A 16,752-nucleotide genomic window follows, 5' to 3' on the forward strand; every position below is an offset into this window, starting at 1 on the left:
ACGGCGCATGAGTACCGATTCCATCCGGCCTACGGACCTGACGCACCCGATCATCGCGGCACTCATCTCCGTTATCGTCAATTACGGCGGCACATTCATCCTGGTATTTCAGGGGGCGAAGGTGGCGGGGCTCAGTCCCGAGCAGACGGCTTCATGGATCTGGTCGGTCTCGATTGGCGTCGGATTGACAGGCGCCTGGCTGAGTTTCCGCTATCGCGAGCCGATCATCACCGCCTGGTCCACGCCGGGCGCGGCCTTCCTCATTGCCGTGCTACCAAATACGCCTTACGCGGAAATGATCGGCGCCTACATGTTGTCCGCCATCGGCTTCATCGTGCTGGGAGCGTCGGGCTATTTCGAGCGGGTCGTGAAGATGATTCCGCCCGGTATCGCCGCAGGGCTGCTCGCCGGCATTCTGCTGCGCTTCGGTATCGGTGCGTTTGGCGGTGCGGGCATGGACCCATTGCTCGTCGGCGCGTTAATTCTCACCTATGCTTTGCTGCGCCGGTTTACCGCACGCTATGCGATCGTCGGCGTGCTGATCGCCGGCATCGCACTCCTGCTCGGGATGGGGCAGGTCAGCTTCGACGCCGTGGCCCTGGAACTGGCCATGCCGGTATTCACGTCCCCCGCCTTCTCGATGACCGCGCTGCTCAGCGTCGCGTTCCCTCTGTTCGTCATCACGCTGACCGGACAGTACATGCCGGGCATGCTGGTTCTCCGCAACGACGGATTCAAGACCAGTGCCAATCCGATCCTCACCGTGACGGGATTCGGCTCACTGTTGATGGCGCCGTTCGGCTCGCATGCCTTCAACGTTGCGGCGATCACGGCCGCGATCTGCACCGGCAAGGAATCGCACGAAGAAGCCGGGAAGCGCTATATCGCCGGTCTCGCCTGCGGCGTGTTCTACGTCCTTGTTGGTGTCTTTGGCACGACGCTGGCAGCCTTGTTCGTGGTACTGCCGCCGACCTTCATCACGACGCTGGCCGGCCTCGCCTTGCTCGGGGCGATTGGTGGCAGCCTTGCCACGGCACTGGTCGATTTGCGCGGACGCGAAACGGCGCTGATCACCTTCCTCGCCACTGCGGCCAATATCACGCTGTTCGGACTGGGTGGTGCGTTCTGGGGACTTGCGGCAGGCCTGCTAGCGCACGGACTGATCCATGGCGACGTTCGCATGTCGCGGTGGTTTCCGCGCTTGAGTCGCTCCGGTGTAGGGGATGGACGATAGGCCCGGACACGCAATCACATCAGACCCATTATTAGCTACCCACACAGGAGAAAGTATCTTGAACCAGCAAGCCGACATCCAGCATTCCATGGCCCCACCAGCGGCAAATACATTCCGCGCCCATGCATCAGGGCCGCTGACCGAGGCTGATCCGGACGTGGCATGTCACGTCCTGCGCGAGCACGAGCGGCAGCGGCACTCGATCGAGTTGATTGCCTCGGAGAATTTCGTAAGCCGTGCGGTGCTCGAAATGCAGGGATCGGTACTAACCAACAAATATGCCGAGGGGTATCCCGGCCGACGCTACTACGGCGGTTGCACGCATGTTGATGCGATTGAAATACTGGCCATCGAACGCGCCAAGGCGCTGTTCGGCTGTACCTATGCCAACGTGCAGCCCCACTCGGGCAGTCAGGCCAATCAGGCGGTCTATCTCGCCCTGCTGAAGCCGGGCGACACTATCCTGGGCTTGGGATTGGCGGCCGGCGGGCATTTGACGCATGGTGCCCCAATGAACATCTCGGGCAAATGGTTTCACGCCATCGCCTACGGCGTGCGGCCGGACGACCATCGTGTCGACATGAAGGAGGTGGAACGACTCGCGCGCGAACATCACCCCAAGCTCATCATCGCCGGCGGCTCGGCATACTCGCGGATACTCGATTTCGCCGAATTTCGGCGTATCGCCGACGCGGTCGGCGCGCTACTGATGGTCGATATGGCGCACTTCGCAGGCTTGGTCGCAGGTGGTGCCCATCCGTCGCCGTTCCCCCACGCCCATGTCGTGACGTCAACCACGCACAAGACGCTCCGTGGCCCTCGCGGCGGACTCATCCTCAGCAACGACCCCGAACTCGGCAAGGCCATCAATTCGGCCATTTTCCCTGGACTGCAAGGCGGGCCGCTCATGCATGTGATTGGCGCCAAGGCCGTCGCCTTCGGCGAGGCCTTGCAGCCTTCCTTTCGATCCTACGCCGCCCGTGTTGTCGAAAATGCCCAAGCGCTGGCCGAAACCCTCGCCGCAGACGGACTGCCGATTGTCACCGGCGGCACGGATACTCACTTGTTGGTGGCTGACCTCCGCCCGTTCAAACTCACCGGTAACGTTGCAGAGAAAGCTCTCGAACGTGTCGGCATCACGCTCAACAAGAATGCCATTCCTAATGACCCTGAAAAACCTATGGTCACTTCAGGCATCCGCGTCGGGAGCCCATCCGGGACAAGTCGTGGATTCAGCACTGCCGAATTCCGTGCCATCGGTTCGATGATCATGTGCATGCTTCAAGCTGTTTCGGAAAATCCAGCGCACCCCAACGAACTGGTCTTACAAACTGCGATGGATCAGGTAGAAAGTCTCTGCCAACGGTTTCCATTGCCGTACTGAAGCTTATGGGGTGCCGTCCTCAATGCCGCCTCCCCCCATGCTTCGAACCAGGCAAAACATTGATGATTGTGTACCGCGATAATCAGCCTTGACCCTATCGAAGTTGCTCGCCTCTTCGATGCCTATGGCATCATTAGACCGTCGAGTGATATCCCACGCATCGAATCAAATGCACTCCGCTGTAATTGCTGTCCATTCGCGACAGATGCGAATGGTTTGCTCGGTGGCGAGGGGTTCGTGAGTCAGACCGCAGCGTGCTCCGCTTTCCTCGGTCAAAAAGTGATCGCACTGCCGACATATGCCGAAGGCACGCTGCCCGTTCACGCGCTGCATGGCCGAGAGCAGGTTGCGCAGCGTACTTTCGAGTGCATCCGCGTCAACAGGTCGCTCGAAGAGTGCCTGCTCAACGTGCTCGACCCAACTCTCGCTTAGTACAGACTCGCCTGCGGAGGTCAGTTTTAGGTGCACGCGCTTGCCGTGTTGGGCGTCCGGTTCCTTGGTCAGCAATCCCTTGCGTTCCAGCACAGCGAGCGTCTGCGACACCGTCCCGCGGGTGATGCCGAAATATTCCGCAATGGCGATGGGCAGATCACTGTACCGATTCGCCCGCATGAGGTAGTGCAACACCTGTATGTGGATCGGCAGCAGCCCCTGCCGCGCGGCAGCGTCGCGAACGGACTGCTGAATGAGTGCCCCTAGACGTTCGAGCAGGAGAGAAATTTGGCTCATGGTTGAAATGTATCGCCTCGACGCACCTCTTGACAAGCATGATGTAGCGACTCTAAACTTAGTTATGCATCGAGTCGATGCATAACTAAGTCAATCCTAAGGGGTCAATCATGAGCGAAGCCTTGCTTTTCCATGGCGGTTGCCCGGTGTGTATATCTGCCGAGCAGCAGTTCATCCAGGCACTCGATCCGACGAGGTACGCGGTAGAAGTTGTCCATCTGGGCGAGCAAAAGGACCGTATCGCTCAGGCCGAGTGCTACGGCGTGAAGTCGGTACCCGCGCTGGTCATCGACGGGCAGCCGTTCCACATCAACTTTGGCGCTGCGCTGGCCGATCTGAAATAGGAGATTTCCATGCTGAAACATTTTCTGCCTGTACTCGCTTCGATGGCCCTTGTTCTGCCGGCTATCGCGGCCGACCTCCAGGTGCCATACCCGGCAGGCTATCGCAACTGGCATCACGTCAAGAGCATGGTCATCGGCAAAGGCCATCCGCTGTACGAGGCCTTCGGCGGCGTCCATCACCTCTACGCCAACCCGAAAGCAGTGGCGGGCTACAAGTCCGGCAAGTTCCCGGATGGCGCGATCATCGTGTTCGATCTTTTGGAAGCGAAATCGGCCGACAATGCCGTCATCGAGGGCGCGCGCAAGGTCGTCGGCGTGATGCACAAGGACGCGAAGAAGTTCACCGCGACAGGCGGCTGGGGCTTCGAGGGCTTCGGCGGCGGCGACAAGACCAACCGCGTCGTGCGTGACAACGCGGCCAGCGCCTGTTTTGCTTGCCACGAGCCGCAAAAGGGCCAGGACTACGTGTTCAGTCGCTTGCGGGATTAAGGCATGATGCCGATGGAAGCGCCAATGGCCCTCGAGTGGCAGGTTGATGTCTGGTTGAACACTCGGGCGCCGCTGGAACTGTCGCAGCTGCGAGGGCGGGTGGTTCTGCTGCACGCCTTCCAGATGCTGTGCCCGGGTTGCGTAAGTCACGCCGTGCCGCAGGCAGAACGGGTGCATCAGGAATATGCTGAACACGGCGTATCGGTCATCGGCTTGCATACCGTTTTCGAGCACCACGCGGCGATGATGCCGGTGGCGCTCGAAGCTTTTTTGCATGAATACCGCGTAACCCATCCGGTGGGCGTGGATGTCGCGGTAGCGGGCATCTCAATCCCAGCTACCATGCGCCGCTACGGGATGCAGGGCACGCCTACACTGATCCTCATCGACCGCGCGGGCAAGCTGCGCCTGCACGAATTGGGGCGCATGGATGACCTGAGATTGGGGATGATGCTCGGACAACTGCTTGCCGAGTGACTGTCGGCTGGCCGGATGATTCAAAAGGCCGGTTTCAGATCAGTTACCTGCAGTTAGCATGGTACCGTTCTGTCTCAATGGCCGGGTCCGGCCCGCCACTAGATCAGATTCTATCCGGTGTAACGACAGGCCCAAGTTCGTAACCTGCTGGATAGTCAGTTTCCGCGCCTCGGTCAATGCTGCCGTTGAACCTGGCCAAGGATCAGGCCAACCAGCAGGTAACCGAGGCTGGAGGGGATATGAAGCCGCTGAAACGTGGCCATTACCGCCACGCTTACAGACAGCAGGAGAATGATTTGAACCAGATGATCCAAAGGGCTTATCCCCAAGAGAACATTTCACAATGACAAGACACTCCGGACCTCTGGTTCCAGTTTGACGGCCAATACCTCGTCGACCCGGTTGTGATCCATATCCACGACCTCGAACTGCCATTCGCCATAGCGAAATTTTTCTGCGCGCTTGGGGATTTTGCCCATGTGCGTCACCACAAAGCCGCCGACCGTGTGATACAGGCCATTGGCATCTTCGCCGAGTCCCGGGATTTCGAGTTTGTTCTGTAGCTGGTCTATGGGGAGCAGCCCATCGAGCAGCCATGAACCATCTTCCCGTTGCACGGCGAGTGATTGTTCCGGATCATCGGCGCCGGGCATCATGTTGCCCGCCATGGTCTGAAACAGATCGCTGATGGTGACCACGCCTTCAGTCAGGCCGAATTCATTGACGACCAGGGCGAAGTCAGCGTTACGCTCACGAAACGTCCGCAATAGCTCCAACAAGGTCAGACTGGCCGGGACGTAAAGTGGTGGTGTGATCGGCAGGTCGTCAAAATTCTTCAACTCACCGGCGAGCGAAGCCTGGAGGAGCGTACGGCTTTCCGCCAAACCGACCACTTTCTGCAAACTGCTTCTACAAATCGGATAGCGGCCATGCGGCGCTTCGCGCAGGACATGCAGGTTCTCATTGTGTGAGCGGTCAAGGTCGATGAAGGCGACATCCTTCAGTGGTGTCATGACGGCGGCTACATGACGGCCTTCGAGCAAAAACACATTGCCCAGCAGATGACTCTCTTCCGGCGCGATGGCGCCCGACCGGATGCCTTCATCCACTGCGGCGAGGATGTCCTCAACCCTGGCCATCTCGGGTGCGGAACGCACTGGTAGTACCTTCAACACAAGATCGGCAGACCATGACAGCAAGCGGATAGCCGGCGACAAGGCGCGGATGAACAACTGCATGAAGGGGGCAACCAGGCTGGCCACCTGTTCCGGATAGGCGAGGGCGATGCGCTTGGGCACGATTTCGCCAAAGACGATGGCGAAGGCTGTGACCACGATGACGGTAGTCGTCAAAGCGATCTCGCTGCGCACCGCCGTCAGCAGCGGTAGTGACGCTGCGATGAAATTCTCGATGTGCGCGGCCAGGGCATTTTCGCCGAAGATGCCCGCCAACAGGCTCGCCGTGGTCAGTCCGGTTTGCGTGGCGGCAATGAAGCGCGAGGGTGTTTCCTTGATGCGCAACGCCCGTGCCGCAGCGTGGCTGCCGGCATCGACCAGAAGTTGCAGGCGGGACCGTCTCGATGCAGCCAGGGCCATTTCTGCCAAAGCAAAAAAGCCGCAGATCAAGATCAGTAACACCAATATCGCGAGGGCGTTCATCGAGTCACATTCTCCGGGGAGGATCCAGAGAATATCTCATCGAATCCCGCGGCATCACTGCCGGGCCGCCCAGGCCGGAAAAAACGAGACGCCTCCCACGCCTTGGACAGTCAGCCCTCGATCAGCACTTGGTCGCGGAAGCCACATTTGCGAATGAAGCTGTAGGCGGCATCGAGATCGGCCCATAACCGCTGGCAGCCTTCGGTGTTGAGTTCGACCATGGCGATGGCATCGGCTGGCAAGGTCCGTCCATAGGCAGAAATCGACCAAGCGGCAACGGGGGATGACCGGCTGATGGTCATCTTCTCGACGATGCCGTTTTCGATGAAGGCGACAAGATCCTTGGGAAGCATTTTTGAATTAAGACTGCCATGCGTTGGCCTCCGTATGAGGGAGGCGGGTTTTACATCACATGAGGTATTCATGCCGATTGGGTTGCGCTAGCTTTTCTGAGAAAGTCGTACATCTCGTCCTTGAGCCGCAATTTTTGCTTTTTCATAGTCTCGATATCTTCATGGCTTGCCGGCTCGACATAGGCCTCCATGAGCTGGATCTTCTGATCCAGTTCATGGTGCTTGCTGAACAGGCTGTCAAAGTGACGGTCATTCGCCTTGAGTTGGGAAATTAACTCACGATATTCCGGAAACATTGCTGTCCTCCTTGGTAGTCTGGAAACCCAATACTGTCAGTGATCCGCTCTTAAAAAGCCTGGTCATGACTTCATCCCTCAAACGTGGCCAGCACGAACAGGGTGTGACGACCTTTTCCGCCAATGCGGCGAATTTTTCCATTTCGCTGCAGATTGCCGATGACCGCTGCGAGCATCGAATTGGCGGTATCAACACCCAGCTGGAAGGCCAGCTTGCGGAGGTCAAGGAAGGCGTTTTGACGGAACAATTTCAATACCGAATCGGGTGAAATCGAGTTCAAGTTGTTCCTCCCGTTGCTTCTGTCCAGATTGACGACTCCAAAGTTTGAATTTGTCAGACAGCGAGGAAATGGATTGCGCCTACGACCCTATTCAGTGATTGATCTGTCCCTCAGCCAGCAAGCGATCTATTTCCAGTTCCGCCTGCGCCCAGTCTTCTTCGGTAGACCCGGCATCGAAACCTCGTTTTTCAGCGATGTAGTAAGCGGCGACCTCGACATAGTGGTAGCGTTGCTCCGGTGTGACCGGATGCAGTCTGTCGCTATTCTTTTCTGCCGAAGCGGGGGACGCTTTAAAGGGTGAAGTGATGTTTCGTGATTTCGCCATCGGATTCTCCTCGGTGTGGTTTGTTATTTTTTGGTTGTGAGCGGGGCTGCGATTTCAGCATTTGGCCGGACTGGGCATTGATGTCATCGAGCCCGAATGCATGAATCTTGCGCGTGATCGTGTTGCGGCCGATACCCAGCAAGCGGGCGGCATCCATGCGGCTTCCCCCCGTGGCGGCGAGGGCGCAACGGATCAGGGTCGACTCGAATTCTCGGCTTATGGCGTGAAAAACCTGTCCCGGTTGTTGGGTAAGCAGGCAATTGGTGTGACGTGTCAGCGCGTTGATCCAGGGGAGGTGCATGGCCATGCGGCTTGCTATAGGGTTCTGGCGGCCGCGGTGTCTGGGCCGATGGGCTGGGGCTGAAACAGGACACGCTCGACCCGCAGGCGATGAACCTTGCCGCCCGGCAAATTCCAGTCAATCGACTGCCCGGCACTCAGGCCGAGGAGCGCGCAACCGACAGGGGCCAATACCGAAACCCGGCCCGTCACGTGATCGGCCTCGTCGGGGTAAACCAACTCGACTTCGCGCGTCATTCCGGTACTTTCGTCGGAGTAGATCAGGCGGGAGTTCATCGTGACCACATCCTTCGGGATACGATCCGATGGAACAACAATTGCCCGCTCCAGCTCTTCGGCCAAGGCGTGATCTTCGACGAGTTCGCGCAAGCGGACGTAATCGCTCAGGGATACGACCAAATCCTCTGGCCTCTGTGGGGGCGAGTCATGGCGGAAATCGGCAGATGCATTGACGTGTTTCATAATGGTGCATGTTAGCCAACAGACCGTGGCTTGATTAGTCCCAGGATCGGAATCAAAATGTATCCGCCAGGGATACAATTGAACGCAAGACCAGTCGGATAAGGCGCGGCTTCATGTTTGATCTGAATTTGTTGGCGGTATTTGCCCGCGTAGCCGAGGCGGGCAGTTTTGCTGAAGCCGCACGTCGCCTGAGCACTTCCCGTTCAGCGGTCAGCAAGGCAGTCGCCAAACTGGAAATCGCCCTGGGAGCCCGCCTGCTCAATCGCACCACGCGGCACTTGAGTCTGACCGAGATCGGCCAGGTCGTGGCAGCCCATTCGGGGCGGATCCTGGAAGAGGCGGATCAACTCGAGCAGGTCGTCGGCAGCATCAACGACGAGCCCCGCGGCACTCTTCGCGTCAGCGCCTCGGTGGCCTTCGGCACGTTGCACGTCGCCCCGGCGCTGGCCGATTTCCTCACCGCGTACCCGAGATTGAAGATGGAGCTCACCATCACCGACCGCCTGATCGATCTGGCCGAGGAGGGGTACGACATGGCTATTCGCGTCACGGCCGATCCGCCGCTGACCCCGATGGCGAGAAAGCTCGCACCCGTGCGGCGCAATTTGTGCGGTACGCCGGCGTATTTTGAAAAATCGGCCTGCCGCTCATCCCCGCCGATCTGGTGCATCACAACTGCCTAGACTACACCCGTTCCGGAGAGCACGGCTTGTGGCGGTTCATTGGACCAAAGGGAGAAATCGACGTACCGGTTTCAGGTTCGCTGCATGTCGATGACGACGAGGCCTTGTCGCAGGCAGTCTTGGGTGGTCTGGGCGTGGCGCTACTACCGACGTTTATTATTGGCAAGGACTTGCAGGCTGGGAAGTTGCAGGCGGTGCTCGGAGTACATCCCGGTCGAGCGCCACGTCTATGCGATGTATCTGCCGTCCCGGCACTTGCCTGCGAAGGTGCGCGCCTTCATCGACTTCCTGATTGCTCGCATCGGTACCGAGCCCTATTGGGACCGCGACAACGTGACCGCGGCAATAGCGACTGGAGCGGCCTCGCGAACAGTAGCGCCGGAGCGCAGATGACGTACCGTTTTTCTGGCAGGGTGCCGAAGTGCATCCCCTCGAGGCCAACGGTAGCAACCCACATTGTCGTTTTCCAGACAGAAATATTGTGTCGCCACAATGAACGGCAGCTTCCGGTGGTTCAGAATTTTCGGCGAATGGCCGCTCCCAATTTTTTACCGGCGGCTCAGGGGCGCTTTTGGGCAGCGAGGTCGTTAAGACCAATGCCCGGTATGGGCACTTAGGGTGAGTAGCGATTTTCGATAAGCTGCCGCTCAGATTGGTCACCCAGAATTCTTTGCCGGTGATTTGATGAACGGCGGCAATACGCATTGTTGCTGCCCCTAAAGCAGCAAGCGCCCAATGGCCGTTCAGGCCGACCTTCTGTCGTTGGCCAAGTTACGGTGACAGGCAGATCGTTGGCCTTTGCAGCCGTTGGCTACATCAGGATCGACTTCCGCCTTCGGCCAACTGCGGACCCTCGCCCTTTCCCCTAAGCCGTCATCCAAGTGGCTGGTTCGCTCTGAAACCTGCCTGATCACTTACTTCAGAACGTCGGCCAGACCTGTCGTTCGCAAATTTCTGATCCAGTGGCTTAACTCAAGCTGCACCGGCGCGGCATTTAATCTAGGTTGTCTGGTTGGCCACGAAAAGTCCAGACAACTGATTCGATGCCAATCGCATCTTCGGGAGAAACTCCATCAACTCCACCAGACCCTTGCGCGCCGTGGCGGTATGGCAAACCAGTGCCGCCACCATTTTCTTGTCTGGATTTATCACCGGAACGGCGACACCGACCATCCCTCGAACGAACTCTTCCTTGTCCTCGCCGACCATCTTATCCCGCAGTCGATCGAGTTCTCTGTCGAGCGTTTTCCGATCGGTAATGGTCTGGGACGTCATCTTGGTAAGAACGAGTCGATCCAGCAGCTCACGTCTTTCGACAAGGTTCATTTGCGCAAGAAAGAGCTTTCCGCCAGCGGTGCAATGCAATGGGTGACGTGAACCCGGCACAATGTTCAGACGCAATGGCTCCGATGTTTCAACGCGTTCAACGTGAATAACCTGATCACCATCCAATGCAGTCAGGTTGCACGTTTCACCAATTGACTGAACCAGGGAGCGAAGAACTGCTCGGCAAGTTCGCTTGAAAGCATTGTTGCCGATTGTCTGTAGGGCCAATTGAGCCAAGCGGGGGCCCGGTATCAGGCCGCGCTCACCGACAAGTCGCGTCAGGTGATTGCTCTCCACCAATGCGTCGACCATCCGTGCCAGCGTCGCCTTGGGAATTTGCAGGCGCATTCCAATCTGAGATGGTGTCACGGGCTGGGTGGATGACGAAACCAGCTCAAGCACCAACAATGCTCGAAGCGCCCTCGCCTCGCTCTCTTTCGCCGTGTTATCAGTGCTGATGATGTGGCTATTCTTCATGGCTCTACTATTGAGACGACAATATAGCTTTCGGTCCACATTCCAGCAAATACCAGAAAATCCCTTGAGCTCCCATCAGTGCATGCCTATTAATGCACATATGCGGTTGGTTAGCAATTCTGAGCTGCAAACCAACACTACTAAAGGAACGAGGAGACCGCTGGATGCGCAGTTTCGATTACGTGATCGTAGGTGCTGGCTCGGCCGGCTGTACGCTAGCGAGCCGCTTGAGTGAAGACGGAAAGTATTCTGTGTGCTTGCTTGAGGCAGGTCCGGATGACCGGTATCCGTGGATACACATCCCCATTGGGTACGGTAAGACCATGTTTCACAAGGTCTATAACTGGGGATTTCAAACCGAGCCAGATCCGAACCTGAACAATCGTCAAGTTTATTGGCCAAGGGGCCGTGTACTTGGCGGATCGAGCTCGATCAACGGGCTCATCTACATCCGTGGCCAGAAGTATGACTACGATCTGTGGTCATCGATGGGCAATCCCGGATGGAGTTGGGATGAGTGTCTGCCGTACTTCAAGCGGCTCGAGCACAACGATCTTGGTGAATCAAAAACGAGGGGCGTCAATGGGCCGATGTGGGCGACAACCATTTCTGGTGGCGACACGTTGGTTGATGCATTCATAGCAGCGGCGCGTACTTGCGGAGTTCCTCATGTCAAAGACTTTAACGATGGCCGCCAGGAGGGAGTTGGATATTTTCAGCTAAGTACGCGCAAGGGTTTTCGCTGCTCGACCGCGGTCGCCTATCTGAAGCCAGCTCGTAACCGGAAAAATCTGACGGTAGAAACCGATGCTCAAGTGACACGCCTGGTGTTCGAAGGCAAGCGAGCGACCGGGGTGCAATACAACCAGCGCGGTCAATCAGTTGAAGTCAAGGCGAATCGAGAGGTCATCCTAAGTGCCGGCGCCATTCAGTCGCCGCAACTATTGATGCTGGCCGGGATCGGAAATACGGATCACCTTCGTAGGATGGGAATCAATTCTCGCCAGCACCTCCCGGGTGTCGGCGAAAACCTCCAGGACCACCTACAGTTTCGATTGATGTACGAGGTGAGCCAGCCAATCACTCTTAACGACACGCTCAATTCGCTATTCGGCAAGGCCAAGATCGGTATGCAGTGGATTTGGAATCGATCCGGACCTTTGGCTATCGGCATCAACATGGGTGGAATGTTTTGCCGTTCTCTTCCTGAAGAAAGCTCCACGCCCGACACGCAATTTCATTTCGCGACACTGTCGGCAGATCACGCTGCCGGCCAGGTGCACCCCTTCTCTGGTTGTACATATTCCGTGTGTCAGCTTCGCCCTGAATCTCGCGGCACGCTACGCTTGCGGTCCTCTGATCCGCTCGAACCCATGGAGATTCACCCGAACTATCTGTCCTCGGACACCGACAAGCGATTTGCGGTTGCAGCGGTCAAGTTTGCGAGAAAAGTGGCCGGGGCTGCCCCGATGAATCAGCATATGAAGCGGGAGTTTCGGCCCGGGCCAGACGTTAAGACCGATGACGAAGTTCTTGAATATTGTCGTCAGCATGGCACGACGATCTTTCATCCCTCAGGCACTGCGAAGATGGGGCCATCGAGCGACCCGATGGCGGTCGTAGATTCAACGCTGCGAGTTCATGGCATTGACGGTCTGCGAGTTGTCGACTGCTCGATCATGCCAACGCTGGTCTCGGGAAATACCAACATTCCCACGGTAATGATCGCGGAGAAAGCATCCGATTTCATACTCGAAAGCGCACGTCGCGCCTGACTATTTCTGAGGTCACCATGTCCGCACCTGAAAAAGAAAGCCCAATGAAGCAATTTTCGAAGTATTCCGTACCAGCTCAAGCAATGATCGACGCCTTCAAACGGTGCGGGATCGAATACGTGACAACCGTTCCAGACATGGTTCAGATTGCGCTACATCAAATCCTCGATGGCGGCGAGTCTGGACTGAGGGTAGTTCATTGCACGACCGAGGATCAGGCGATCGAAGTTGCGGGCGGGCTGTACGCCGGCGGGAAGAAGGTGGCGGTGATCGTCCAAAACCAGGGGTTGTACGCGGGCATCAACAGCCTGCGAGCGCTGGGCCTGGATTCGAAGGTTCCTCTGTTCTTTGTCATCGGTCAGTTTGGCAGAGAGTTCTCCAATCTGGGAAGCGATCCGCGCGATTCTAAGCGCAGGGTGGTGTTCCTTCTTGAGCCTCTGCTGGAAACACTGGGGGTTCCCTCCTGGCGCCTTGAGGGGCCGGATGACCTGCCCAACATCGAAGCGGCCTGGCAAGCCTCACGCGATCGTAGCGGCCCCACTGCGTTGATCGTCGGCCATTTTGTTGGCTGGTAAGCCCCTCCAAACGAATCCAGGAAAGCCATAACAATGAAAACTCTTGACGCCTGCAAGCTGCTTGATATGCACCGCGGGGATGCAATTGTTGTCTGCACCATGGGTGCAATGAATGCGCTCGATAAGCTGCCCGTCAATCCGCTGGCAATGGCTTGTGTTCCTTTGATGGGTGGAGCCGCCTCCATTGGCCTTGGGCTCGCCTTGGCTCGGCCAGAGCGCAAGGTCTTTGTGTTCGATGGCGATGCAAGCCTCCTGATGGAACTCGGTGGCCTCGTGTCGATAGCTCACGCCAAACCGAAGAATTTTTTCCACTTCGTCTTCAATAACAGCATCCAGTTTGCTGGCCTCGGAAATCTCGATACTCCGGGAGCTAGGCGCGCCGATATGGCGGCCATGGCGAGTGCGTGCGGGTTTGATTCCTCACAGCGCATAACAAATCTGGAAGATCTTGAGGCACGGCTACCATCGGTGCTCAATGGGCCCGCACCGTCGTTCGTCGAACTGGTCGTTGAATACGACAATCCTTCGCTCGGGATCGAGAATCCTGCCGTCGAGATGACTGACGAGCGGTTCTCCAGGATGGGTGACGAAATTCGCCGAATTCGTCGCCACCTCGGTTGCGATGCCGAGATTCGATCCTAGCGGAAGCCAGGTCAGGTATCCCTCGTCACAAGCGACGAGCTAGGGGGCACACCTATGCCAGCTATTGCACTTTTCATGGTGAGTATCTATAGCCCTCTTAAGCTATATAGCTTAAGAGGGCTAAGGTAACTAAGCAAGTACTGATTAAGCCAGTTATATAGAGGAGGTCATCGTGCCAGTTGACATTGCACCAACGCACTACAGACTAAGGAAGCAGAGAGGGTTCACAACCATGTCAATGCTGGCCGGCATCGCGTCATTTTCTACGCTCGGCGCAGTATGGGGAGTGATCTGGTGGTTGAACCTGTTTGATCGAGGACTGTTGCCAGCACCCTGGGAAGTTCTCAACGTATTGACTGTGCAGATGACAGAGAAGGAACTCTGGCTTGACATCCTCCTCTCGGCTCGGCGCGTTGTCGTAGGCGTGTTTTGCGGATTGGCAATTGCGCTGCCAGTCGGATTTATTCTCGGTTGGTACAAATCCGTTCGCGCCTTTATCGATCCAGTCATCAACTTCTTCAGGGCCTTGCCACCGATCGCGCTGATACCACTGGTCATTGTCTATTTCGGCATTGGTGAGCTCGCCCGACTCTCTGTACTCATTTACGCCGCGTTTTTCAGCAGCGTGATTGTAATTTACGAAGGCATAAAGATGATTCCGCCAATTTACATCCGGGTCTCGAAGGCTCTGGGTGCGACTGATTTCGAAATCTTCAAGCGAATCGTCGTTCCGGCGGCCTTACCTCATGTCTTGACGGCATTTCGTGTATCGACAGGCGTGTGCTGGACGACGCTGGTTGCCGCAGAACTTGTCGCTGCCGAGCGTGGTTTGGGCGCGGTAATCGTGAATGGTCAAAACTTCTTTCAAGTTCCCGTGATCTTCGTCGGCATCATCATGATTGGCGCGGTCGCAGTCATCATGGATCAGTTGCTGCGCTACGCAACAGCGCATCTTCTGACGTGGCAGGAGTCAATCTGATGAACACTCAACAGCAGGAAGCGCGAGAGCGCGTCATCTTCAAGAACGTTTCGAAAACCTATCACGGGGATCACGGTAGCGTGAAGGTTGTCGAGGACGTGTCCTTCAACCTCGCTGAAGGTGAGTTCGTATCCCTCATTGGTCCCTCGGGGTGCGGCAAGACCACCATGCTCCAGATGCTGGCCGGCTTTGTCACGCCGGACACCGGGAGCATTACCCTGGACGGAGCAGCCATTAAAGGGCCGGGTAGTGATCGCGGCGTGATCTTCCAGGAGTACGGTGTATTTCCCTGGCTGACAGTCCAAAAGAATATCGAGTTTGGACTTTCGCTGTCCTGTAACAAGCGGCTTGGATCGAATAGCAAGGAAATCGTATCCCACTACCTCAAACTGATGCACCTGAATGGCTTTGAGAATGCCTATCCAAAGCATCTTTCGGGGGGTATGCGCCAGCGCCTCGCTCTTGCCCGAGCTTATGCAGTGAATCCCAACATCCTGCTGATGGATGAACCCTTCGGTGCATTGGATGCACAGACTCGGCTGGCATTGCAGTTGCAGTTGATGGAAGTGCTGACCGAGGAACAAAAGACGGTACTTCTGATTACCCATTCAGTCGAAGAAGCGATCTTTCTGTCCAATCGAATCCTGATCATTTCTGCACGCCCGTCGCAAATCCTTCGGGTCGTTGATGTGCCATTTCCCTATCCGAGAACGCCGGAACTCACGGCAACCCCGGAATTTCAGAAGCTACGCCTCGAACTGGAGGAGCTGAGCATGCAGCAATACGCGAAGCAGCAGGAACTTGCAGCAGAGGAACAGTAACCCACAAAGGAGAAATCTATGAGCAACGTACCATCACGTCGTAAAGCCCTCGGCCAACTTGCGGCCATGTCGATAGCTCCCATGCTTGCCGCTAGTCCATTTCGACACGTCTATGCGCAAACGGCGAAACAGATTCGCGTCGGCTATCTGCATATTCCATCCTGCGACAGCCAAATGTGGCTGATGAAGGAACATGGACTGTGGGCAAAAGAAGGTCTCGACCCGGTATTCACGAAATTCAACACCGGTATCGAGGGGTTCTCTGCGCTCGTCGGAGGTAGCGTCGACGTATTCTCCACCGGTGGAGTTACCCACAATTTCCCTGCGCGCGGGCAGGGGATCGTGGTGCTGCCAAACACCGTTGAATGGGGCGGTCAGATATTTGGGCGCGCGGATGCAGGCGTCAATACTCTGTCGGATCTCAAGGGCAAGAAGATCTCCACGACTCTCGGAACAACGGGGCAGATCTTTCTACACACGGCGCTAAAAAGCGTCGGACTGGATTCAACCAAGGATATCGAGATCGTTAGTCAGAGCATGCCGAATGCGGTTACGTCCTACGTAACTGGAAGTATGGCTGCGGTCTCGACCTGGGTTCCGTTCAATCTCCGGGCGCGCGAGGCGAAATCGTCGAAGCTGCTGGCGGAAGCCCGTCAGTTTGCGTCGAAGGGTGCGGGTTACGTCATTACCGCCTATTCGACCAACAAAAAGATTCTCGAATCGAACCCCGACCTTATCCGCCGCTTGATAGCCGCCTGGGGGCCCGCCAATGAGATGCTTCGGACGAAGAAGGAAGAGTCAATCAATACGCTGCTGACGAAGTACTACAAGGGCGAAATGGAAGCAGCCGACATGACCGCGAACTTCGGTGCCATGGATATTCTTGGCAACGGGGAGTGGGCCGGGAAAATGACCGATGGAAGTTTGGCCGGAATGCTCGACTCGGTGACCAAACTGTTTGTCGAGTTCGGCGCGATGAAAGACCCGTTGTCGGCGTCCAAGTACGCAGACTTCAGCTACTACACAGCCGCGTACAAGAAATAAGCGCGGCTAGCACACAGGCTGTTGAGGGCGTCAGGCACGAGTAAGGTGTCCTGACGCCCGTTCAGGTCGAATCCATAGCCTCAGGATTGGAAGCACGA

The 16,752-nt window shown here is 56.9% G+C and carries 21 protein-coding genes and 1 pseudogene; 13 read left to right on the forward strand and 9 right to left on the reverse strand.

The genetic code is table 11. The features are described 5' to 3' along the window. The first annotated feature begins 7 nt into the window (after positions 1-7). A complete protein-coding gene (locus tag J0M27_RS00205) occupies positions 8-1,234 on the forward strand; it encodes a benzoate/H(+) symporter BenE family transporter (protein ID WP_294986298.1) in 1,227 nt (408 codons plus the stop codon). Positions 1,235-1,322: 88 nt separating this feature from the next. Then, on the forward strand, positions 1,323-2,618 hold the full coding sequence (glyA, locus tag J0M27_RS00210; protein WP_294986571.1) for a serine hydroxymethyltransferase: 1,296 nt from the start codon (positions 1,323-1,325) through the stop codon (positions 2,616-2,618). A gap of 165 nt (positions 2,619-2,783) precedes the next feature. Here the strand turns inward: glyA and J0M27_RS00215 are convergent, their stop codons facing one another. After that, positions 2,784-3,347 (reverse strand): MarR family winged helix-turn-helix transcriptional regulator, encoded by a 564-nt coding sequence (locus J0M27_RS00215; protein WP_294986299.1) that lies wholly within the window; start codon positions 3,345-3,347, stop codon positions 2,784-2,786. 110 nt (positions 3,348-3,457) lie between these two features. Here J0M27_RS00215 and J0M27_RS00220 point away from each other — a divergent pair, with 110 nt between their 5' ends. From J0M27_RS00220 to J0M27_RS00235, 4 genes are all read left to right on the forward strand, one after another. Next, a complete protein-coding gene (locus J0M27_RS00220; protein ID WP_294986301.1) occupies positions 3,458-3,691 on the forward strand; it encodes a thioredoxin family protein in 234 nt (77 codons plus the stop codon). 9 nt (positions 3,692-3,700) lie between these two features. Beyond that, the gene (locus tag J0M27_RS00225) at positions 3,701-4,180 is read left to right on the forward strand and encodes a cytochrome P460 family protein (protein ID WP_294986303.1); all 480 of its coding nucleotides are present in this window, start codon (positions 3,701-3,703) and stop codon (positions 4,178-4,180) included. Between the two features lie 3 nt (positions 4,181-4,183). Next, the gene (locus tag J0M27_RS00230) at positions 4,184-4,657 is read left to right on the forward strand and encodes a redoxin family protein (protein WP_294986305.1); all 474 of its coding nucleotides are present in this window, start codon (positions 4,184-4,186) and stop codon (positions 4,655-4,657) included. A gap of 176 nt (positions 4,658-4,833) precedes the next feature. Beyond that, positions 4,834-5,004: a hypothetical protein gene (locus J0M27_RS00235; protein ID WP_294986307.1), complete on the forward strand. Its 171-nt coding sequence runs from the start codon at positions 4,834-4,836 to the stop codon at positions 5,002-5,004. Here the strand turns inward: J0M27_RS00235 and J0M27_RS00240 are convergent. The 7 genes from J0M27_RS00240 to rnk all read right to left on the reverse strand — a co-directional run bounded on the left by J0M27_RS00240 (position 4,996) and on the right by rnk (position 8,332). Next, positions 4,996-6,315, reverse strand: a complete 1,320-nt coding sequence (locus J0M27_RS00240) for a hemolysin family protein (RefSeq protein ID WP_294986309.1) — start codon at positions 6,313-6,315, stop codon at positions 4,996-4,998. The two genes, J0M27_RS00235 and J0M27_RS00240, sit on opposite strands and share 9 nt — an antisense overlap. A 110-nt stretch (positions 6,316-6,425) precedes the next feature. Continuing rightward, positions 6,426-6,668 carry a hypothetical protein gene (locus tag J0M27_RS00245; RefSeq protein ID WP_294986310.1) on the reverse strand — a complete coding sequence of 81 codons (243 nt, stop codon included), beginning with the start codon at positions 6,666-6,668 and terminating at the stop codon, positions 6,426-6,428. A 68-nt stretch (positions 6,669-6,736) separates the two neighbouring features. After that, complete coding sequence (locus tag J0M27_RS00250; RefSeq protein ID WP_294986312.1) at positions 6,737-6,964, reverse strand: YdcH family protein; 228 nt, start codon at positions 6,962-6,964, stop codon at positions 6,737-6,739. Between the two features lie 71 nt (positions 6,965-7,035). Next, positions 7,036-7,245, reverse strand: coding sequence for a hypothetical protein (locus J0M27_RS00255; protein WP_294986314.1), 210 nt, complete (start codon positions 7,243-7,245; stop codon positions 7,036-7,038). Between the two features lie 91 nt (positions 7,246-7,336). Continuing rightward, positions 7,337-7,570, reverse strand: coding sequence for a DUF2934 domain-containing protein (locus J0M27_RS00260; RefSeq protein WP_294986315.1), 234 nt, complete (start codon positions 7,568-7,570; stop codon positions 7,337-7,339). Next, on the reverse strand, positions 7,536-7,877 hold the full coding sequence (locus J0M27_RS21315) for a helix-turn-helix domain-containing protein (protein ID WP_365961860.1): 342 nt from the start codon (positions 7,875-7,877) through the stop codon (positions 7,536-7,538). The genes J0M27_RS00260 and J0M27_RS21315 overlap by 35 nt, the downstream gene beginning before the upstream one ends. An 8-nt stretch (positions 7,878-7,885) precedes the next feature. After that, the gene (gene rnk / locus J0M27_RS00270) at positions 7,886-8,332 is read right to left on the reverse strand and encodes a nucleoside diphosphate kinase regulator (protein WP_294986317.1); all 447 of its coding nucleotides are present in this window, start codon (positions 8,330-8,332) and stop codon (positions 7,886-7,888) included. A gap of 113 nt (positions 8,333-8,445) precedes the next feature. On the opposite strand from rnk, the pseudogene J0M27_RS00275 reads away from it, so the two are divergent. Next, positions 8,446-9,408, forward strand: a pseudogene (locus J0M27_RS00275) (LysR family transcriptional regulator). A gap of 606 nt (positions 9,409-10,014) precedes the next feature. Here J0M27_RS00275 and J0M27_RS00280 read toward each other — a convergent pair. Further along, positions 10,015-10,818, reverse strand: coding sequence for an IclR family transcriptional regulator (locus J0M27_RS00280; RefSeq protein ID WP_294986318.1), 804 nt, complete (start codon positions 10,816-10,818; stop codon positions 10,015-10,017). A gap of 164 nt (positions 10,819-10,982) precedes the next feature. Here J0M27_RS00280 and J0M27_RS00285 point away from each other — a divergent pair, with 164 nt between their 5' ends. From J0M27_RS00285 to J0M27_RS00310, 6 genes are all read left to right on the forward strand, one after another. Then, a complete protein-coding gene (locus J0M27_RS00285; protein WP_294986319.1) occupies positions 10,983-12,593 on the forward strand; it encodes a choline dehydrogenase in 1,611 nt (536 codons plus the stop codon). A 17-nt stretch (positions 12,594-12,610) separates the two neighbouring features. Beyond that, positions 12,611-13,168, forward strand: a complete 558-nt coding sequence (locus J0M27_RS00290; protein WP_294986321.1) for a thiamine pyrophosphate-binding protein — start codon at positions 12,611-12,613, stop codon at positions 13,166-13,168. Between the two features lie 33 nt (positions 13,169-13,201). Beyond that, on the forward strand, positions 13,202-13,810 hold the full coding sequence (locus J0M27_RS00295; protein ID WP_294986323.1) for a thiamine pyrophosphate-dependent enzyme: 609 nt from the start codon (positions 13,202-13,204) through the stop codon (positions 13,808-13,810). Positions 13,811-14,042: 232 nt separating this feature from the next. Further along, on the forward strand, positions 14,043-14,789 hold the full coding sequence (locus tag J0M27_RS00300; RefSeq protein WP_294986325.1) for an ABC transporter permease: 747 nt from the start codon (positions 14,043-14,045) through the stop codon (positions 14,787-14,789). Then, positions 14,789-15,610 carry an ABC transporter ATP-binding protein gene (locus tag J0M27_RS00305; protein ID WP_294986327.1) on the forward strand — a complete coding sequence of 274 codons (822 nt, stop codon included), beginning with the start codon at positions 14,789-14,791 and terminating at the stop codon, positions 15,608-15,610. The genes J0M27_RS00300 and J0M27_RS00305 overlap by 1 nt, the downstream gene beginning before the upstream one ends. An 18-nt stretch (positions 15,611-15,628) precedes the next feature. Beyond that, positions 15,629-16,654, forward strand: a complete 1,026-nt coding sequence (locus J0M27_RS00310; protein WP_294986329.1) for an ABC transporter substrate-binding protein — start codon at positions 15,629-15,631, stop codon at positions 16,652-16,654. Positions 16,655-16,752: the final 98 nt, after the last annotated feature.

The organism is Sulfuritalea sp., from assembly GCF_017302275.1.
GTDB lineage: Bacteria > Pseudomonadota > Gammaproteobacteria > Burkholderiales > Rhodocyclaceae > Sulfuritalea.